General features: G+C 61.6%; 19 protein-coding genes. 16 read left to right on the plus strand and 3 right to left on the minus strand.

The features are described 5' to 3' along the window. The first annotated feature begins 2 nt into the window (after nt 1-2). The 5 genes from purD to A6070_RS04180 all read left to right on the plus strand — a co-directional run bounded on the left by purD (nt 3) and on the right by A6070_RS04180 (nt 4,872). Nucleotides 3-1,274 (plus strand): phosphoribosylamine--glycine ligase, encoded by a 1,272-nt coding sequence (gene purD, locus A6070_RS04160; protein WP_072287186.1) that lies wholly within the window; start codon nt 3-5, stop codon nt 1,272-1,274. 57 nt (nt 1,275-1,331) lie between these two features. After that, nucleotides 1,332-1,850, plus strand: coding sequence for a 5-(carboxyamino)imidazole ribonucleotide mutase (gene purE, locus A6070_RS04165; protein ID WP_072287187.1), 519 nt, complete (start codon nt 1,332-1,334; stop codon nt 1,848-1,850). A 61-nt stretch (nt 1,851-1,911) separates the two neighbouring features. Next, the gene (locus tag A6070_RS04170) at nt 1,912-3,288 is read left to right on the plus strand and encodes a cytochrome c biogenesis protein ResB (protein WP_072287188.1); all 1,377 of its coding nucleotides are present in this window, start codon (nt 1,912-1,914) and stop codon (nt 3,286-3,288) included. Further along, nucleotides 3,285-4,139 (plus strand): c-type cytochrome biogenesis protein CcsB, encoded by an 855-nt coding sequence (gene ccsB, locus A6070_RS04175; protein WP_072287189.1) that lies wholly within the window; start codon nt 3,285-3,287, stop codon nt 4,137-4,139. The genes A6070_RS04170 and ccsB overlap by 4 nt, the downstream gene beginning before the upstream one ends. Beyond that, nucleotides 4,129-4,872, plus strand: a complete 744-nt coding sequence (locus A6070_RS04180) for a tRNA1(Val) (adenine(37)-N6)-methyltransferase (protein ID WP_072287190.1) — start codon at nt 4,129-4,131, stop codon at nt 4,870-4,872. Before ccsB ends, A6070_RS04180 begins: the two co-directional genes overlap by 11 nt. 4 nt (nt 4,873-4,876) lie before the next feature. On the opposite strand, the gene A6070_RS04185 is transcribed toward A6070_RS04180, so the two are convergent. Continuing rightward, nucleotides 4,877-5,389: a DciA family protein gene (locus A6070_RS04185; RefSeq protein WP_158514020.1), complete on the minus strand. Its 513-nt coding sequence runs from the start codon at nt 5,387-5,389 to the stop codon at nt 4,877-4,879. A 249-nt stretch (nt 5,390-5,638) separates the two neighbouring features. Here A6070_RS04185 and ffh point away from each other — a divergent pair, with 249 nt between their 5' ends. From ffh to rsmI, 11 genes are all read left to right on the plus strand, one after another. Continuing rightward, complete coding sequence (gene ffh, locus A6070_RS04190; RefSeq protein WP_072287192.1) at nt 5,639-6,997, plus strand: signal recognition particle protein; 1,359 nt, start codon at nt 5,639-5,641, stop codon at nt 6,995-6,997. Nucleotides 6,998-7,166: 169 nt separating this feature from the next. Continuing rightward, nucleotides 7,167-7,427, plus strand: coding sequence for a 30S ribosomal protein S16 (gene rpsP / locus A6070_RS04195; protein WP_072287193.1), 261 nt, complete (start codon nt 7,167-7,169; stop codon nt 7,425-7,427). Between the two features lie 59 nt (nt 7,428-7,486). Beyond that, complete coding sequence (locus tag A6070_RS04200; protein WP_072287194.1) at nt 7,487-7,720, plus strand: KH domain-containing protein; 234 nt, start codon at nt 7,487-7,489, stop codon at nt 7,718-7,720. Next, on the plus strand, nt 7,720-8,247 hold the full coding sequence (gene rimM / locus A6070_RS04205) for a ribosome maturation factor RimM (protein ID WP_072287195.1): 528 nt from the start codon (nt 7,720-7,722) through the stop codon (nt 8,245-8,247). Before A6070_RS04200 ends, rimM begins: the two co-directional genes overlap by 1 nt. Beyond that, entirely contained in the window at nt 8,247-8,993 is a 747-nt protein-coding gene (trmD, locus tag A6070_RS04210; RefSeq protein WP_072287196.1) for a tRNA (guanosine(37)-N1)-methyltransferase TrmD, read from the plus strand. Before rimM ends, trmD begins: the two co-directional genes overlap by 1 nt. After that, complete coding sequence (locus A6070_RS04215; protein ID WP_072287197.1) at nt 8,990-9,547, plus strand: RNA methyltransferase; 558 nt, start codon at nt 8,990-8,992, stop codon at nt 9,545-9,547. Before trmD ends, A6070_RS04215 begins: the two co-directional genes overlap by 4 nt. A 46-nt stretch (nt 9,548-9,593) precedes the next feature. Beyond that, nucleotides 9,594-9,941, plus strand: a complete 348-nt coding sequence (rplS, locus tag A6070_RS04220) for a 50S ribosomal protein L19 (protein WP_072287198.1) — start codon at nt 9,594-9,596, stop codon at nt 9,939-9,941. A gap of 124 nt (nt 9,942-10,065) precedes the next feature. Continuing rightward, the gene (locus A6070_RS04225) at nt 10,066-10,695 is read left to right on the plus strand and encodes a ribonuclease HII (protein WP_072287199.1); all 630 of its coding nucleotides are present in this window, start codon (nt 10,066-10,068) and stop codon (nt 10,693-10,695) included. Further along, complete coding sequence (locus A6070_RS04230) at nt 10,692-11,063, plus strand: YraN family protein (RefSeq protein ID WP_072287200.1); 372 nt, start codon at nt 10,692-10,694, stop codon at nt 11,061-11,063. Before A6070_RS04225 ends, A6070_RS04230 begins: the two co-directional genes overlap by 4 nt. A gap of 98 nt (nt 11,064-11,161) precedes the next feature. Continuing rightward, nucleotides 11,162-13,120 (plus strand): NAD(+) synthase, encoded by a 1,959-nt coding sequence (locus A6070_RS04235; protein WP_072287201.1) that lies wholly within the window; start codon nt 11,162-11,164, stop codon nt 13,118-13,120. Beyond that, nucleotides 13,110-13,967 carry a 16S rRNA (cytidine(1402)-2'-O)-methyltransferase gene (rsmI, locus tag A6070_RS04240; protein ID WP_268807483.1) on the plus strand — a complete coding sequence of 286 codons (858 nt, stop codon included), beginning with the start codon at nt 13,110-13,112 and terminating at the stop codon, nt 13,965-13,967. Before A6070_RS04235 ends, rsmI begins: the two co-directional genes overlap by 11 nt. 15 nt (nt 13,968-13,982) lie before the next feature. Here the strand turns inward: rsmI and A6070_RS04245 are convergent, their stop codons facing one another. Then, entirely contained in the window at nt 13,983-14,261 is a 279-nt protein-coding gene (locus tag A6070_RS04245; protein ID WP_072287203.1) for an acylphosphatase, read from the minus strand. Further along, the gene (gene ligA, locus A6070_RS04250; RefSeq protein WP_072288128.1) at nt 14,258-16,273 is read right to left on the minus strand and encodes an NAD-dependent DNA ligase LigA; all 2,016 of its coding nucleotides are present in this window, start codon (nt 16,271-16,273) and stop codon (nt 14,258-14,260) included. The genes A6070_RS04245 and ligA overlap by 4 nt, the downstream gene beginning before the upstream one ends. Nucleotides 16,274-16,325 lie beyond the last annotated feature (52 nt).

The following is a 16,325-nucleotide window of genomic DNA, read 5'->3' on the forward strand; positions in this document are numbered from 1 at the left end:
AAATGAAGGTTCTGGTTATCGGCAGTGGTGGTCGTGAGCACGCCATGGTCTGGAAGATCGCCCAGTCGCCTCTGGTCGAGGGGGTTTTCTGCGCGCCGGGTAACGCCGGCATCTCCGGGCAGGCGACCTGCGTTCCGCTCAAGGTCGACGACATCGACGGGTTGCTCGATTTTGCCCTCAAGGAGCAGATCGGGCTGACCGTGGTTGGGCCCGAGCTGCCTCTGACCCTGGGCGTGGTGGATCGTTTTCGCGAGGCGGGGCTGACAATTTTCGGAGCCACCCGGGCCGCTGCGCTGATCGAGGGGAGCAAAAGCTTTTCCAAGGATCTGATGGCCAAATACGGTGTGCCGACCGCCGCTTACGGTACTTTTACCGACCGCGACCAGGCGGTGGCTTTCATCGAGCGCCAGGGCGCGCCGATCGTGGTCAAAGCCGATGGCCTGGCCGCCGGCAAAGGCGTGATTCTGGCCGCTACGGTGGCGGAGGCGATCGCCGCGGTGGAATCGATCCTGTGCGAAGGGGCTTTCGGCAGTGCCGGCGCGCGGGTGGTCGTCGAAGAATTTCTGTACGGGGAGGAGGCTTCCTTTCTGGCTTTTACCGACGGCGAGCGGATCGTCCCGCTGGCCTCGTCGCAGGACCACAAGGCGGCTTACGATGGCGATACCGGCCCCAACACCGGAGGCATGGGCGCCTATTCTCCCGCGCCGGTGGTTACCCCGGAGATCCATGACAAGATCATCGCGCAGGTTCTCAAGCCGACCATCGCCGGCATGGCCGCCGAGGGCCGTCCCTACAGCAGCATTCTGTATGCCGGCCTGATGATCCGGGATGGCGAACTCAAGGTGCTGGAATTCAATGCCCGCTTTGGCGATCCGGAGACCCAGCCGCTGCTGGCGCGCCTCAAGTCCGATATCGTTCCGGTGCTGATGGCCTGTGCGCGCGGCGATCTGTCCGGCATTGAGCTCGAGTGGCATGACAAGGCCGCCGTGTGCGTGGTCATGGCTGCCGGCGGCTACCCTGGAGAGTATGCCAGGGGGCAGGCGATCGAAGGCCTCGAGGCTGCTGCCGCCATCGACAATCTGGTCGTGTTTCACGCCGGCACCACCCTGCGGGATGGCCGGGTCGTCACCAACGGTGGTCGCGTGCTTGGCGTGACCGGCCTCGGAACCACCGTTGCCGAGGCTATCGATCGGGCTTACCTTGGCGTCAGGGCCATCGACTGGAAAGGTGTGCACTACCGCAACGATATCGGCCGCAAGGCGCTGAATCGCTGAGTGTTGACCTTGGGTAAATCACATTCCGATTCACAAAACCATCAGGAGAATCAACGCATGAAAAGCAAGCCGCTGGTCGGAATCCTCATGGGCAGCGACAGCGATTACGACATCATGGTCGAGGCGGCCCACGCCCTGAAGCGCTTTGGCATCCCTTTCGAGATGACGGTTTCGAGCGCACACCGCTCGCCGCAGCGCACCGCGGAATATGCCCGCACCGCCCGGCAACGCGGCCTGCGGGTGCTGATCGTCGGGGCCGGCGCCGCCGCGCACCTTGCCGGGGTGGTGGCTGCCGAGTCGACTCTGCCGGTGGTCGGTGTGCCGGTCGATGCCTCGGCCCTCAAGGGGCTCGACGCCCTGCTCGCCACGGTACAGATGCCGGCCGGCATTCCGGTGGCGACCATGGCCATCGGCAAGGCCGGCGCTCGCAATGCCGGCATCTTCGCCGCCCAGATCATTGCCGGCGACGAACCGGACATGATCGAAAAGCTGGAGAGTTTTAAACGTGAACTTGCAGACGGTGTGACGGCCAAAGCCGAGGCGCTGCAGGAGCGCCTGGTGCGCGACGGCTTCTGATCCCCCCGCCCGGCCCGGGTCGCAACGGCCCGGGTGCTGGATTCCGCTGACGGGAGCGTTTATGAACTCCGAATACTTTGCACGGATGCGGGCCTCCCTGACCCGCGGCCTGCGCTCCCTGAAGCTGACCCTCATTTCCCTGTTTCTGCTGGCGGGAAGTTCCGTGATCGGGACCATCCTGCCGCAGGGCCTGCCTCTGTCCGAATACGAACGGCGTCTGGGCCCTCTTGGCGCCCACATCATCGGTATTCTGCAACTCAGCGACATGTACCATGCCTGGTGGTTTCTGGGCCTGCTCGGGCTGTTCGCCCTGAATCTGGCGGCCTGCTCCCTGCATCGCCTGCCGGGCGTCTGGCGGCAGGTTCTGCATCCCGATCCCGCCCCCGGCGAACGCTGGCTGCAGGGCCGCCCCTGTCATTGCCGCTGGAGGGATGCACGTGCTCCCGAGGCGCTCCTTCCCGAGTTCAGTAATATTTTCACGCAACGCTTCGGAAAGGTCCGGCACGGCGAGGTGCGCGGCGTCGTCTGGCTGTTTGCCCAGAAGCAGGGCTGGTCGCGGTTTGGCGCCTACATCACCCATGGCGCGATTCTGGTCATCCTGCTGGGCGGCATGATGGGTAGCCTGGGGGGATTTCGTGGCTATGTGACCATCGCCGAAGGACAGATTGCGGACCGGTTTTATCTGGACGATGGCCGCCAGTCGCGGCCGCTGGGGTTTGGGGTGCGATGCGACCGTTTTGCCATCGAACGCTATGAAAATTCCGACCGGCCCCGGGAATATCGCAGCCTTCTGACCATCCTCGAAAATGGCCGCGCAGTCCCCGGCCTGACGCAGGTGCCGGTGCGTGTCAACCACCCGCTGCGCTATCGTGGCCTGAATTTCTACCAATCCGGTTACGGTCTGGACGGTTATTTGCTTCATTTGTCGGTGTCGCCGCGGGCCGGGGGCGGACGTTTCGAAATAGAAGTGCCCTCCGGGCAGAAAGTCGGCCTGCCCGACGGCACGTCCGTGACGATAGCAGGCTATGTCACCGATTTTGACGGGCAGGGACCTGCCGCCGGACTGGAATTGCATTATCCCGACGGCGGACATGGCCGCGCCATGGCCTTCCAGTCCGAGCACCTGCGCGCCGGAGATGGCGACGTGCCCTATGATTTTCGGATTCTGTCTGTCGCGCAACGCTGGTATACCGGCCTGCAGGTCAATCGGGATCCCGGGGTGATGCTTGTCTGGGTGGGCTGCCTGCTGCTGGTGGCCGGAACCCTGGCCGCCTTTTATTTCTCTCATCAGCGCTGGTGGCTGCAGCTGCGCCAGGACCAGAATGGCACTCTGGTGGTTTTCTCGGCCCAGTCCCATCGCCATACCGAATCCTTTGCCCGACGTTTTGACGCCCTTTGCCGGGAGCTGCAAAGCGGTTCCTCACCGGAGCGATCATGACCAGTTTTTATCTGTTGAGCTTCGCCACCAGCGCTTATTTTCTGGGTTTCTGGCTGCTGGTTGCCCATGCCGGAACCCGCCGCGAAGCTCTGGGGCGCGCCGGCCTCGCGGCGACCTGGTCCGGATTTGTCGTGCATGCGGCGGGCATCGGGCTACGCTGGTATGAGTCCTATCGCTTGCCGGGAGATGTGGGGCATGCGCCGTTTGCCAATTTTTACGAGTCGGTGGTGTTTTTCGGCTGGACCATCGTGCTGGCGTATTTGATGGCCGACCTGCGCGTGCGCCGGCGCATTCTCGGTGTGTTTGCGCTTCCGCTGGCTCTGGCCTGCATGGGCTGGGCCCAGTTGTCGGGACGCGAAGCCATCGAACCGCTGATGCCGGCACTGCGCAGCCGCTGGCTGACCTACCATGTGATCAGCTGTTTTCTGGCCTACGGCGCCTTTGCCATGTCTTTCTGTGTATCGCTGATGTATCTGATCAGGGCCCGGACACAAGGCGGGGGCCGCATCGGCATCTGGTCGGGGATGCTGCGCCTGTTCCCTGCAATCGATGTCCTGGACGATATGAACTACCGGTGCGTGGCGGTCGGCTTTCCGATCTGGACCGTTGGCATCGTTACCGGGGCGGCCTGGGCCAACTATGCCTGGGGCCGCTACTGGAGCTGGGATCCGAAGGAGACCTGGAGCCTGATTGTATGGCTGGTCTATGCCGCCTTTCTGCATGCCCGGTTAACCCGCGGATGGAGCGGGCGAGCCACGGCCTGGCTGGCGGTCGGCGGCTTCGCCGCAACCTTGTTCTGCTACCTTGGCGTCAATCTGTTTCTGCCCGGATTGCATTCCTATGGCAGCTGATCCGTTGTTGCGGCCCGGTGAAACGCTGGATGATCTGCGGCTGGGCGGCCTGCGCATCATCCAGAAGAAAGACGGCTACCGGTTCTCCCTTGATCCGGTGCTGTTGTGCGCCTTTGCGCATATCCGGCCGGCGGCATCGGTTTGCGACCTCGGCAGCGGCAGCGGCGTGATTCCCCTGATACTGGCGCGCACCAGCCCGGCGGCACAGATCGTCGGACTGGAAATTCAGCAGCAACTGGCAGAGCGCGCGGCACGCAGTGTACTGTTAAATCGGCTGCAGGACCGTGTCGAAGTACTGCACCAGGACGTGCGCCAGGTGCAGGCGCGGATGCGTGCCGGATCCTTCGACGTGGTGCTGGCCAACCCCCCCTACCGACGGCCTTGCAGCGGGCGGATCGCGCCTCGGGACGAGCGGGCGCGGGCGCGCCACGAGCTGGATGGCGCACTGGCGGATTTTCTGGCCGCGGGGGCCTACCTGCTTGGAAGCGGCGGCCGGTTTTTTTTGGTGCATCTGGCCGAACGCCTGGTCGACCTGCTGGGGGAAATGCGTTGTGTGGGACTGGAACCCAAGCGTTTGCGCTGTGTGCACTCCCGCGCCGGTGAAGCGGCGCGTCTGGTGCTGGTGGAGGGGCGGCGCGATGGCGCGGCGGGGCTGGCGGTGCTGCCCCCGCTGTTCATTTACGAGGGATCCGGGTATTCGGCGGAAGTGATGGCCATGTATGGTGAAGGATGAGCCGCTATCTGGAAGGTTTGTCCTGCCGCTCGCCACGAGCCTTGTCAAGACGGCACTGCATCTCCATCAGGTGCCGCAGGTGCCGGCGCAGTTCGGGGTCGGCGACAGTGGCTACCTTATGTTCGATCTGCCGGCGTTCCTCTTCGGTCAGCGGCTGATCCTGCCACTGGGGCGGCAGGGGATCGGGCTGCACGTCGGCCGCGACTTCATTGGGCCGTCCGTGCCGCAGGTACAGATCATCGATCCGGTGGTCGCCCAGTTGTGCATTGAGTCGGGACAGGATACGTGGTTTCAGCAGCTGCAACTGCTGCATCCAGATCGGGTGGTCGACGCGCACCTCGAGGGTCGTGCCGCGCAGGCGTATCGGCCGGGCGCGGGCCGCAATCTGTGGTCCGACAGCCTCTTCCCATAATTGCCAGACGCGGTAACGGCCGAATTTTTCGTCCATGCCGCGGCCTGCAAGCCATTGCTGCAGGACGCGCTGGATACCGTCGATGCGGTTTCGGGAAGAACTCATGGCGATACTTTCGGTTCGAGAGTGCGGGCCGGAGCGGTTGTGGCGCCGTTGGCGCGATCGCGGCAAACCGTTTCCGGAGGGGTCCATCAGTCTAGCTTCAGGCGGTGTAGCTGTCAATCCCGCCGCAGCTCCGCGGCCTGTTTTCGCGGCACGCGGCAGCAAGTCTTTTCCCTTGACAAAGCAGGGGGGCTCTCCTATAGTTCGCATTTACGCTAGGCTTGATTCTATTGTGCGGACAGGCATTTGAACATGTTTGACAACTTGACGGACAAACTCGATTCGGTCTTCAAGAAGCTGCGTGGTCAGGGGCGGCTGACGGAAGACAATATTCAGCAGAGCCTGCGGGAAGTCCGCCTGGTGCTGCTCGAAGCGGACGTCAATTTTCGCGTGGTCAAGGATTTTGTCGCCAATGTGCGCGAGCGCGCCGTAGGGCAGGAAGTTCTCAAAAGTCTCAACCCGGCGCAGCAGGTGATCAAGATTGTGCGTGATGAACTCGGCCGCCTGATGGGCGAGGGACAGGACAATCACCTCGACCTTGCCGCCCGTCCGCCGGTGCCGGTCATGCTCTGCGGTTTGCAGGGTGCTGGAAAGACGACCTCCTGTGCCAAGCTGGCGCTGAAGTTGCGTCGCGAAAAACGCAACCCACTGCTCGTGCCCGCCGATATTTATCGGCCCGCGGCCATCGATCAGCTCAAGACCCTCGGCAAGCAGCTTGATATTGCGGTTTTCGATTCCCGCGCGGATGTCGATCCGGTTAAACTTTGTACTGACGCCAGGCAGTTTGCCGAGCTGAACGGTTACGATACCCTGATCCTCGACACGGCCGGAAGGCTGCATGTCGACCAGGAGCTGATGGCCGAGTTGCAGCGTATCAAGCAGGCGCTGCAGCCGCGGGAGATTCTGCTGGTGGCCGATGCCATGACCGGTCAGGATGCCGTCAATGTCGCGGAGAGTTTCGATCAGCAGCTCGACATTACGGGCGTGATCCTGACCAAACTCGACGGCGATGCCCGTGGTGGCGCCGCCTTGTCGATCCGCGCCGTGACCGGCAAGCCCATCAAGCTCGTGGGCCTTGGTGAAAAGCTCGATGCTCTGGAGACTTTTCATGGCGATCGCATGGCTCAGCGCATCCTTGGCATGGGGGATGTTCTGTCGCTGATCGAAAAGGCCCAGGCTGCGGTTGACAAAGATGAAGCGCAGGCCATGGAGCAGAAGCTGCGCAAGGAGGGTTTTACCCTTGAGACCTTCCGCGACCAGCTCAAGACCATCAAGAAGATGGGCTCGATGGAATCGCTGCTCAAACTGATCCCCGGGGCCGGCAAGGCCATGAAACAGGTGGGGGACATGCAGCTTCCGGACAGGGAGCTGAAAAAAATCGAAGCCATCATCAACTCCATGACCGCCGCCGAACGCCGCGATCAGCGCATCCTCAACGGTTCGCGCCGTTTGCGCATCGCCCGGGGCAGCGGTACCACGGTGCAGGATGTCAATCTGCTGGTCAAGCGATTTACCGAGGCGCAGAAGATGATGAAAAAGCTGCAAAAACTCGGGCCCAAAGGCATGAAAGGCATGAAAGGCATGATGGGCAGGGGCGGTTTGCCCATGTAGAAAATTTCGGGCCGGCCGGTTCCGCCGGTCCGTGCTCAGACGCGCCGTTTGGCCGACGTCGCGCGGGCCGCGCATGGCCCGCTTTTTAGTGGCAAAGGAACTTCAGGAAGCTGATATACTTCAACAACATTCGTACAAACGTTTTTGAAACACCCAGGAGGAATAACACATGGCGGTAAAAATCAGACTGGCTCGCGGTGGCGCCAAGAAAAAACCTTTCTACCAGGTAGTGGTAGCGGATGAGCGTTTCCCGCGCGACGGTCGTTTTATTGAAAAACTTGGACAATATGATCCCCGGCAGAATCCGTCGATGGTCAACCTGCAGGAAGACCGGACTCTTGAATGGCTGAACAAAGGCGCCCAACCGACCGATACGGTTCGCCGTCTGCTGCGCAGCCAGGGTGTTTGGGCCAAGTTCAAGCAGGCCTGAGCAGTCTGATTCCAGGCAGGTGACCTGACGGGCCGCTTTTCTCCAAAGGACCGATGACTATGAAGGAGCTGATCGAATTCATCGCTAAATCCCTGGTAGAAAATCCTGATGCGGTTTCCGTTTCCGAAGAGGTGGGGGAGGACGGCAGCGTCCTCCTGAAGCTCGCGGCAGCTCCCGAAGACATGGGGCGCATCATCGGCAAGCAGGGGCGCACCGCCAAGGCGATGCGCACTTTGCTAAATGCCAAGGCGACTCGCGAAGCCAAACGGGCTTCCCTGCACATTATGGAGTGATGGTTCTGCAACCAGGCGCTTTACTTATCCTTGGGGTCGTTGTCGGTACCCATGGGTTGCGGGGTGATCTCAAGGTACGCGGTTGCGCCAGGGATGCGAGCCTGCTTTCCAGAATCCGTCAACTGGTTTTCCTGCGGGATGATCAGAGGGTGCTGGAGTGCGTGCGGCGCAAGTCCGACTGGCACAAGGGGCAGCTGCTGGTGTCGTTGTCGGGTCTTGACAGTATTGATGCCGTGCAGCATCTTGTCGGTTGCGAGGTCGCGGTTCATTCGGAAGATGTGCCTGCGGCGCCCGCCGGTGAATATTACTGGTTCCAGCTCAAAGGTCTGGCGGCGCGGGATCGCCGGTTGGGAGACATCGGTCGCCTGGACGACATTTTTACTACGCCCGCGCATGAGATCTATGTAATTCGCGGGGCCTACGGCGAGGTTCTGGTGCCCGCCGTGGCGGCATTCCTGGTCGAGGTTGATCTCGAAAAGCGGTATGTCCTGTTCGACCTGCCCGAGGGGCTGGTTGAGGAAGAATGATGGTCTTTGACGTTCTGACCCTTTTCCCCGGCATGTTCGATTCGCCTTTTGCCGACAGTATTGTTGGCAAGGCGGTGGACAAGGGCCTCGTGCAGATAACAGCGCATCATCTGCGCGACTGGGCGCAAGGCAAGCACAAGGTCACCGACGATGTGCCTTACGGTGGCGGCGATGGCATGGTTCTCAAGCCCGAACCTGTGGCAAGAGCCCTGCGGGAGCTGCGCTGTCGGCAACCCGGATCCAAAGTCCTGCTGATGACACCCCAGGGGCAGCCGTTTCGCCAGGCGCACGCCCGGCGACTGGCGCAGCAGGAGGGCCTGATCTTTCTCTGCGGTCGCTACGAGGGATTCGACGAGCGGATCCGTACCATGGTCGACGAAGAATTCTCTCTTGGCGATTTTGTACTGACGGGCGGTGAGCTGGCGGCCATGGCCATGATCGATGCCGTTGCCAGGCTGGTGCCCGGGGTGCTTGGCAATCGCGACAGCGCTGACGGCGATTCCTACAGCGACGGCTTGCTGGAGTATCCCCAATATACCCGGCCCGCGGATTTTGAAGGCATGAGCGTCCCCGACGTTCTGTTGTCGGGCAATCATGCCGCCATTGCCGCGTGGCGCCGGCGGCAGCAGATTCTGCGCACCTGGCTGCGGCGTCCCGAGTTGCTTGAAACGGCGTGCCTCAGCGACGAGGACCGTCTGGTGCTGCGCGAGGTGCAGCGTCAGACAGGCGAGGATTGCGCCTCGTGAAGCGTCCCGTTGCCGTTGCCCTGGTGCATCATCCGGTGGTCGACCGTCGCGGCGATGTGGTCAGCACCGCGGTTACCAACCTCGATCTGCATGATATCGCCCGCACCGCGCGGACCTACGGGGTCGCCCGCTTCTATGTGGTGACGCCGGTGGTCGAGCAGCAGGTACTGGTGAAGCGCATCCTGTCACATTGGCTTGACGGTCATGGTGCGTCCTACAATGCCCATCGCGGAGCCGCGCTGTCCTTGATCCGGATTGTCGCCTCCCTCGACGAAGCACTCGCCGATTGGCGGGCCGAAGCGGGGCCTGATGCCCTGCCGGTTTTGACCGGTGCTGCTCGTGCGGACGGCATTTCTTTCGCCGAGTGCGCCGCGGTGATCGAGAAAAATCCTCTGCTGCTGGTTTTTGGTACCGGCTGGGGGCTTGCTCCGGAACTTTTTCAACGCGGATGGACGGTGCTGGAGCCGATCCGCGGACGAGGCGGATATAATCATCTGCCGGTGCGCGCCGCAGCGGCGATCATGCTGGATCGACTGCTGGTGAGGCCGGCCTGAAGTATCAATCAAAAAATGCCAAGACTCGCTCTAGAGGAGGATGAAAATGAATATTATCGATTGCTTGGAAATGGAACAGATGAAGAAGAATATCCCCCCCTTCAAAGCCGGGGATACTCTCAAGGTTCACGTGAAAATCGTGGAAGGCGACAAACAGCGTATCCAGGTGTTTCAGGGTGTCTGCATCAAGCGTCACAATAAAGGTCTGGGTTCGACGTTCACCGTGCGTAAAATCTCCGATGGCATGGGCGTCGAGCGCGTCTTTCCGCTGCATTCGCCGACCGTGGAAAAGATCGAACTGGTGATGGTGGGTCGGGTGCGCCGCGCCAAACTGTACTATCTGCGCAAACTGCAGGGCAAGGCTGCACGCATTCGCGAGAAGCGCCGCATGTAATCAGCCGTTTCGCCGACAAAAGCCCCGGATGCATGCCGGGGCTTTTGTTTCTGATCTTTGCGCCGCGGTTAACCTGCCGGGTACGCTTGGGGCCGGCCGCCGCATCTTTGGATCAGGATTGCTTATGCTCGAGCTTTTTCCCGCCGAAGAAATATCTCCTTTGCATTTCGAACGGCAGTTGCGCGGTCAGGGATTTGGCCGGATTGCCGGCATCGATGAAGCCGGCCGCGGTCCTCTGGCCGGTCCGGTGGTGGCCGCCGCCGTTATCCTGCCCGCCGAGTTCGATCTGCCCGGACTCGACGATTCAAAAAAAATTTCCGCGACGCTGCGGCAGCGGCTGTTTCCCCGAATCCGCGAGCAGGCCCTGGATTACGGTATTGGCCTGGCGCATGCCGAAGAAATCGATACCCTGAACATTCTGCAGGCCACCCTGCTCGCCATGCGACGTGCCGTCGGCCGCCTTTCCCAACCTCCCGATTATCTGCTGGTGGACGGTATTACTCCGCTGCCGGTGTCTTTGCCGCAGAAAACGCTCAAGCAGGGAGACAGCAGGTCGTTGTCCATCGCGGCGGCTTCGGTGTTGGCGAAGGTGGTGCGCGACCGTTTGATGGTTACCTACGACGCCAGGTATCCGGCCTACGGTTTTGCCGGGCACAAGGGCTACGGCAGCGCCGCGCATCGGGAAGCCATCGCCCGGTCGGGGCCTTGCGCCCTGCACCGGAAAACGTTTCGCGGGGTCAGGGAGTATCTATGACCTGCCGTCATCTGAGCCTTGGACGCTGGGGGGAAGATGTGGCGTCGTCGTATCTTATCCGGCAGGGGATGAAAATACTGGGACGCAATGTCCGCACCCCGGTCGGTGAAATCGATATCGTTGCCCGCTGTCGGCGCACCCTCGTGTTTGTGGAAGTAAAGACCCGGCGCGGGCTTTCCCGCGGTTATCCGCAGGAGGCTGTCGGCATGGCAAAACAGCGACAGATTCTGCGTGCCGCCCAGTGGTACGTGAACGAACAGCGACTCGAAAAACTGCAGGCCCGGTTCGATGTCGTGGCGGTGCTTGGCGATGGCGAATCGGCGCGGATTCAGCATATTGCCGCTGCTTTCGACGCGGACGGCTGGTAGATGATCCCGGCGAGGTCCATGCATTGCTTTTGCCTCGCCCGCCGGTTACAATGCCGGCAGCAAAATCCCTCGTAACTCGCGCGGAAGGATGAACTGTTATGGATATTCGCATGGCGTCGCATGGATATGTGAGGGTGGGAGTCTGTACGCCGGCCTGCAGGGTTGCCGATGTGGCTTACAATTGCGAACAGATTCGCAATCTGGTGGCGGAAACTCCAGATTGCCGTTTTTTCGTTTTTCCCGAATTGTGTGTGACCGCCTATACCTGCGGGGATCTGTTTTTTCAACCGTTGCTGGTCGAAAAGGCACGCAGCGCCCTGCTTGAATTGGCAGCTTTTACCTCGGAACACCGGGTGACCCTGGTCGTTGGGGCGCCCATCGCTTTTCGGGGCAGGCTTTACAACTGTGCGGTTTTTCTGTCCGACGGGGAAATCCGGGGGGTGGTGCCAAAACGGTTTTTGCCCAACACCCAGGAGTTTTACGAAGAACGCTGGTTTTCTTCGGCGTCCGACCTGGAGGCGACGCACCTGGAGTGGGAAGGTCAACGCATCCCGTTCGGCGATGATCTGCTGTTTCGCGCGGGAAGCATGCCCGATTGTCTGATCGGCATCGAAATCTGCGAGGATGCCTGGGTCGCCAACCCGCCCAGTGGCCGCCTGGCCGTTGCCGGGGCAACCCTATTGCTGAATCTTTCCGCCAGTCCGGAACTTCTCGGCAAGATGGAGTATCGTCGCGCCCTGGTGCAGGCGCAGTCGGCGCGCTGCCTGGCCGCCTATGTGTACGCTTCCTCGGGGCCGGGGGAATCCAGTACGGATCTGGTCTTTTCGGGTCATTCGCTGATCGCGGAAAACGGCGCCATCCTGGCGGAGACCGAGCGGTTTCGGTTCGATAGTCAGATAATCGTGGCTGATCTCGATATCGAAAGGCTGGTCAACGAGCGTTTCAAAAACAACAGTTACGGCTCCTCCCGCTCCGAAGCGTCCTTCCGGGTGATCGAATTTTCCCTTGCCGACCTGACCTGCGAGCAACTGCTGCGCCCCGTGGTGGCGACGCCTTTTGTGCCGCAGGCCGTGGAGGAACGGGCCCATCGCTGCCATGAAATCTTCGCCATCCAGACCACCGGCCTGGCCAAGCGGCTGTTGCATACCGGTGCCACCCGTGCGGTTATTGGCATTTCCGGCGGACTCGATTCAACTTTGGCGCTGCTGGTTACGGTCAAGGCGTTCGACAAGCTCGGTTTCAGCCGTTCCGGTATCGAAACCGTTACCATGCCCGGCTTCGGTACCACGCAGCGCACGCGGAGCAACGCCGAGCGCCTGGCGGAGATGCTCGGCACCAGTTTGCGGGTCATTCCCATCGATGCCGCGGTGCGCCAGCATTTTGCCGATATCGGGCATGACGAGTCCGTGCATGATATTACCTATGAAAACTCCCAGGCTCGCGAACGGACCCAGATCCTGATGAATATCGCGAACCAGGTCAACGGGCTGCTCATCGGTACCGGCGATCTGTCGGAACTGGCACTGGGATGGTGCACCTACAACGGCGATCACATGTCCATGTACGCCGTGAATACCGGTGTGCCGAAAACCCTGGTGCGTTATCTGGTGAGCTGGTGCGCCGATGCCGAATTCAGCGGTGCGATTGCGGCGATTCTGCACGATGTCTGCGATACTCCGGTTTCGCCCGAACTGCTGCCGCCCCATGAAAATGGCGAGATCAAACAGCGCACCGAAGACAAGATCGGACCCTACCTGCTGCACGACTTTTTCCTTTACCACGCCGTGCGCTTGCAGAACCGGCCCTCAAAAATCTTTTTTCTTGCCAAACAGGCTTTTGGCGGGGATTTCAGCGACCCGCAACTGCTGCACTGGCTGAAAACTTTTTATCGGCGGTTTTTTTCCCAGCAGTTCAAGCGCTCCTGTCTGCCGGACGGGCCCAAGGTCGGCAGCGTAGTGCTGTCACCGCGGGGCGACTGGCGCATGCCGAGTGATGCCAGTGCCGCATTGTGGCTCGATGATTTGCATCAGCTTGAAGGAGTTGTCGGTGAAGGGTGAGACGGCAACTCCCGGAACCCTGTATCTGGTGGCGACTCCCATCGGCAACCTGGAGGATATGACCTTTCGGGCTCTGCGGGTGCTCAGGGAGGTCGATCTGGTGGCGGCCGAAGATACGCGCCACAGTCGCAAGCTGTTCAATCATTACGGCATTTCAACGCCCCTGACGTCTTATTTCGCCCATAACGAGAGCCTCAAGGGGGAGAAAATTCTCGACCTGCTGCGACAGGGCAAGTCGGTGGCGCTGATAACCGATGCCGGCACGCCGGCCATTTCCGATCCGGGCTTTCTGCTGGTCCGGGCCTGTCGCGATCATGACCTTCCGGTGACAGCTGTGCCCGGAGCTTCGGCGGTGATCGCGGGGTTGTCGGTGTCCGGCCTGCCTACGGAACGGTTCGCCTTCGAAGGTTTTCTGCCACCCAGGACGGTGGCGCGGCGCAAATTGCTGCATGCCTTGCGGGAGGAAAAGCGTACCCTGATATTTTACGAGGCTCCCCATCGGCTGCGGGCGGCCTTGCAGGATCTGGCCGAAGCTCTGGGTGACGACCGGGAAGTTGCCGTGGTTCGTGAGTTGACCAAACTGCACGAGGAGGTGTTCCGGGGAACCGCCGGGCAGGCCGTGGAATACTTCGGACGGGACCGCGTGCGCGGCGAAATTGTGTTGATGGTCGGCCCCGCTTCCGCACAGGTGCCGAAGGAAACGGTGGCGGAAGCGCTGCTGCGATGGCGCAGGGACACCGATCTGCCCATGCGTCAGATCGTCAAGGAGGTCGCCCGGCAGTTCGGGCTTTCCGGCAGCGAGGTTTACAGGGAAAGCCTTACCCTGCCGGATGACGAAAACGCGTAGGGACAAGGTCGCGATTCAGAAGCGCACCTCGAAGCGGTCGAAAGAACCGTCGGCGGGCTGCCGATGGATGCTCATGCCCTCAACCCGGCTGGCCGGTGGCCCTTCTTGCAGGACCGCCAGCCATTCATCCAGCTGTTCCCGTGTGCCTTCGGCCACCGCCTCGACGCCGCCGTCGGGGAGGTTGCGCACCCAGCCGGTGAGTCCCAGCCGCAGGGCGGTCTTGAGGGTAAAATGGCGGAACCCCACTGCCTGCACCCGGCCCTGGATTTTTACCGTTACCCGCATCACTTTCATGCTTTTTCCATTTCGCTCATCATCTGCAGGAACTCCTCTTCGCTGAGAATGCGAATCCCCAGTTCACGCGCCTTGGCCAGTTTGCTGCCGGCCGCTTCTCCGGCGATTACCCAATCGGTTTTGCCGCTGACGGAGCCGCTGGCGCGTCCGCCAAGGCGTTCGACGGTTTGCTGCGCCTGTTTGCGGTTGAGGCGGGTCAGGCTGCCGGTGAAAACGAAGATCCTGCCGGTCAGCGGGCCGTTGCCGCGCCGGGTTTCAACTTGTGGCGCCACGCCGGCCTTCTGCAGGGCGGAGAGGATTTCACGGTTGCGCGTCTTGGCGAAAAAGTCGATGACGCTGTCGGCCACCTGGGGGCCGATTTCGTGAATGGCAAGCAGCTCCTCGCGTGTTGCGCGGCACACTTCTTCCAGTGAGCCGAAATGGCGGGCCAGCAGGCTGGCGAGGTGCTCCCCCACGTGGCGGATTCCCAGGGCGAAGAGGAAGCGCCCGAGCGGGCGGGATTTGCTGGCTATAATGGCTTTCAGGAGTTTGTCCGCCGATTTGTCGGCCAGTCTTTCGCAGCGCAGCAGGTCTTCCCGGGTAAGCCGGTAGAGGTCCGCCACGCTGTCGATGAGCTCCAGCCTGAGCAGTTGCTCGATGGTGCGTTCGCCGAGGCCGTCAATGTCCATGGCACGGCGGGAGACGAAGTGCTTGATCGATTCGCGCAGGCGTGCCGGACAGGACAATTCCTGGCAGCGAGGGACCACTTCGCCCTCAAGTTTTGCCACCGGTCCGCCGCAGACCGGGCAGTATTGCGGCAGAGGCACGCTGCGCTCACTGCCGTTGCGGTGCTCCATCAACACCCTGACAATATCCGGTATGACATCTCCGGCACGTTCCACGATCACCGTGTCGCCGATTTTGACATCCAGTCGGGCGATTTCGTCCCAGTTGTGCAGGCTGGCGCGCGACACGGTGACGCCGCTGACTTCCACCGGCCTGAGCTGGGCCACGGGGGTGATGGCGCCGGTGCGTCCGACCTGCAGGATGATATCCTCGACTATGGTAACGGCCTGACGCGGCGGGAATTTGCAGGCGATGGCCCAGCGCGGGGAACGGGTTTTTTCTCCCAGTTCGCGCTGCAGGGCCAGTTCGTCGACTTTTACCACCAGGCCGTCGATTTCGTAAGGCAGCCGGTCGCGCATGTCCTGCAGTTGCCGGAAATAGTCCACGACCGGCTCGATCCCCTCGAAGGTCCGGGTGTGGTCCAGATTCACGCGCAGTCCCCACTGGTGAAGTTGCTGCAGCAGTTCGTGGTGACTGGTCGGCAACGCACCGGAGAACTGGCCGATGCCGTAGCAGAAAATTTTCAGGGGCCGCCTGGCGGTTACCGACGAGTCGAGCTGGCGCAAGCTGCCGGCAGCCGCGTTGCGAGGATTGGCGAACACCTGCAGGCCTTCTTCCTGCCGTTCCTGATTGAAGGTCTGGAAATCGCCCAGATCGATATACACTTCGCCCCGAACTTCCAGTAGCGTGGGGGCGTCGCCGCTCAAAACCAGGGGGATGGAAGGGATGGTGCGCAGATTTTCGGTGATACCCTCGCCGGTGGCGCCGTCGCCACGGGTAGAGCCGACGGCAAGGACGCGGTCACGATAGACCAGCTCCACCGCTACGCCATCGATCTTCAGTTCGCAGACGTAGCGCACGGTTTGTTCGCGGCCCAGGAAGCGTTTTACGCGGGCGTCAAAATCCCGCAATTCCGCCTCGTTGAGGGCGTTTTCAAGGGACAGCATCGGCAACGCGTGGCGCACCGGCTCGAACTGTACCAGCGGCGCCGCGCCTACCCGCAGGGTGGGCGAGGCGGGCGTCACCAGTTCGGGATGGGCCTGTTCCAGTTCCTGGAGTTCCCGGAAAAGCTGGTCGTATTCGGCATCCGATATTTCCGGACGGTCGTGGGTATAATAAAGCAGGTTGTGGCGGTGCAGCTCGGCGCACAGCTGCCGGTGGCGGCTTTTGGCTTCGGCCTTGTTCATGAATACCTCGCAGAGGGTCCGGGACGGTCGTGATGGCGTGCTGAGCGCCTTA

This window comes from Syntrophotalea acetylenica, assembly GCF_001888165.1.
Classification (GTDB): domain Bacteria; phylum Desulfobacterota; class Desulfuromonadia; order Desulfuromonadales; family Syntrophotaleaceae; genus Syntrophotalea; species Syntrophotalea acetylenica.

Bases quoted from the DNA above. Each gene is read 5' to 3' on its own strand.
- purD (WP_072287186.1), top strand. From the start codon at position 3: ATGAAGGTTCTGGTTATCGGCAGTGGTGGTCGTGAGCACGCCATGGTC.
- purE (WP_072287187.1), top strand. From the start codon at position 1,332: ATGAAAAGCAAGCCGCTGGTCGGAATCCTCATGGGCAGCGACAGCGAT.
- A6070_RS04170 (WP_072287188.1), top strand. From the start codon at position 1,912: ATGAACTCCGAATACTTTGCACGGATGCGGGCCTCCCTGACCCGCGGC.
- ccsB (WP_072287189.1), top strand. From the start codon at position 3,285: ATGACCAGTTTTTATCTGTTGAGCTTCGCCACCAGCGCTTATTTTCTG.
- A6070_RS04180 (WP_072287190.1), top strand. From the start codon at position 4,129: ATGGCAGCTGATCCGTTGTTGCGGCCCGGTGAAACGCTGGATGATCTG.
- A6070_RS04185 (WP_158514020.1), bottom strand. From the start codon at position 5,389: ATGAGTTCTTCCCGAAACCGCATCGACGGTATCCAGCGCGTCCTGCAG.
- ffh (WP_072287192.1), top strand. From the start codon at position 5,639: ATGTTTGACAACTTGACGGACAAACTCGATTCGGTCTTCAAGAAGCTG.
- rpsP (WP_072287193.1), top strand. From the start codon at position 7,167: ATGGCGGTAAAAATCAGACTGGCTCGCGGTGGCGCCAAGAAAAAACCT.
- A6070_RS04200 (WP_072287194.1), top strand. From the start codon at position 7,487: ATGAAGGAGCTGATCGAATTCATCGCTAAATCCCTGGTAGAAAATCCT.
- rimM (WP_072287195.1), top strand. From the start codon at position 7,720: ATGGTTCTGCAACCAGGCGCTTTACTTATCCTTGGGGTCGTTGTCGGT.
- trmD (WP_072287196.1), top strand. From the start codon at position 8,247: ATGGTCTTTGACGTTCTGACCCTTTTCCCCGGCATGTTCGATTCGCCT.
- rplS (WP_072287198.1), top strand. From the start codon at position 9,594: ATGAATATTATCGATTGCTTGGAAATGGAACAGATGAAGAAGAATATC.
- A6070_RS04225 (WP_072287199.1), top strand. From the start codon at position 10,066: ATGCTCGAGCTTTTTCCCGCCGAAGAAATATCTCCTTTGCATTTCGAA.
- A6070_RS04230 (WP_072287200.1), top strand. From the start codon at position 10,692: ATGACCTGCCGTCATCTGAGCCTTGGACGCTGGGGGGAAGATGTGGCG.
- A6070_RS04235 (WP_072287201.1), top strand. From the start codon at position 11,162: ATGGATATTCGCATGGCGTCGCATGGATATGTGAGGGTGGGAGTCTGT.
- A6070_RS04245 (WP_072287203.1), bottom strand. From the start codon at position 14,261: ATGAAAGTGATGCGGGTAACGGTAAAAATCCAGGGCCGGGTGCAGGCA.
- ligA (WP_072288128.1), bottom strand. From the start codon at position 16,273: ATGAACAAGGCCGAAGCCAAAAGCCGCCACCGGCAGCTGTGCGCCGAG.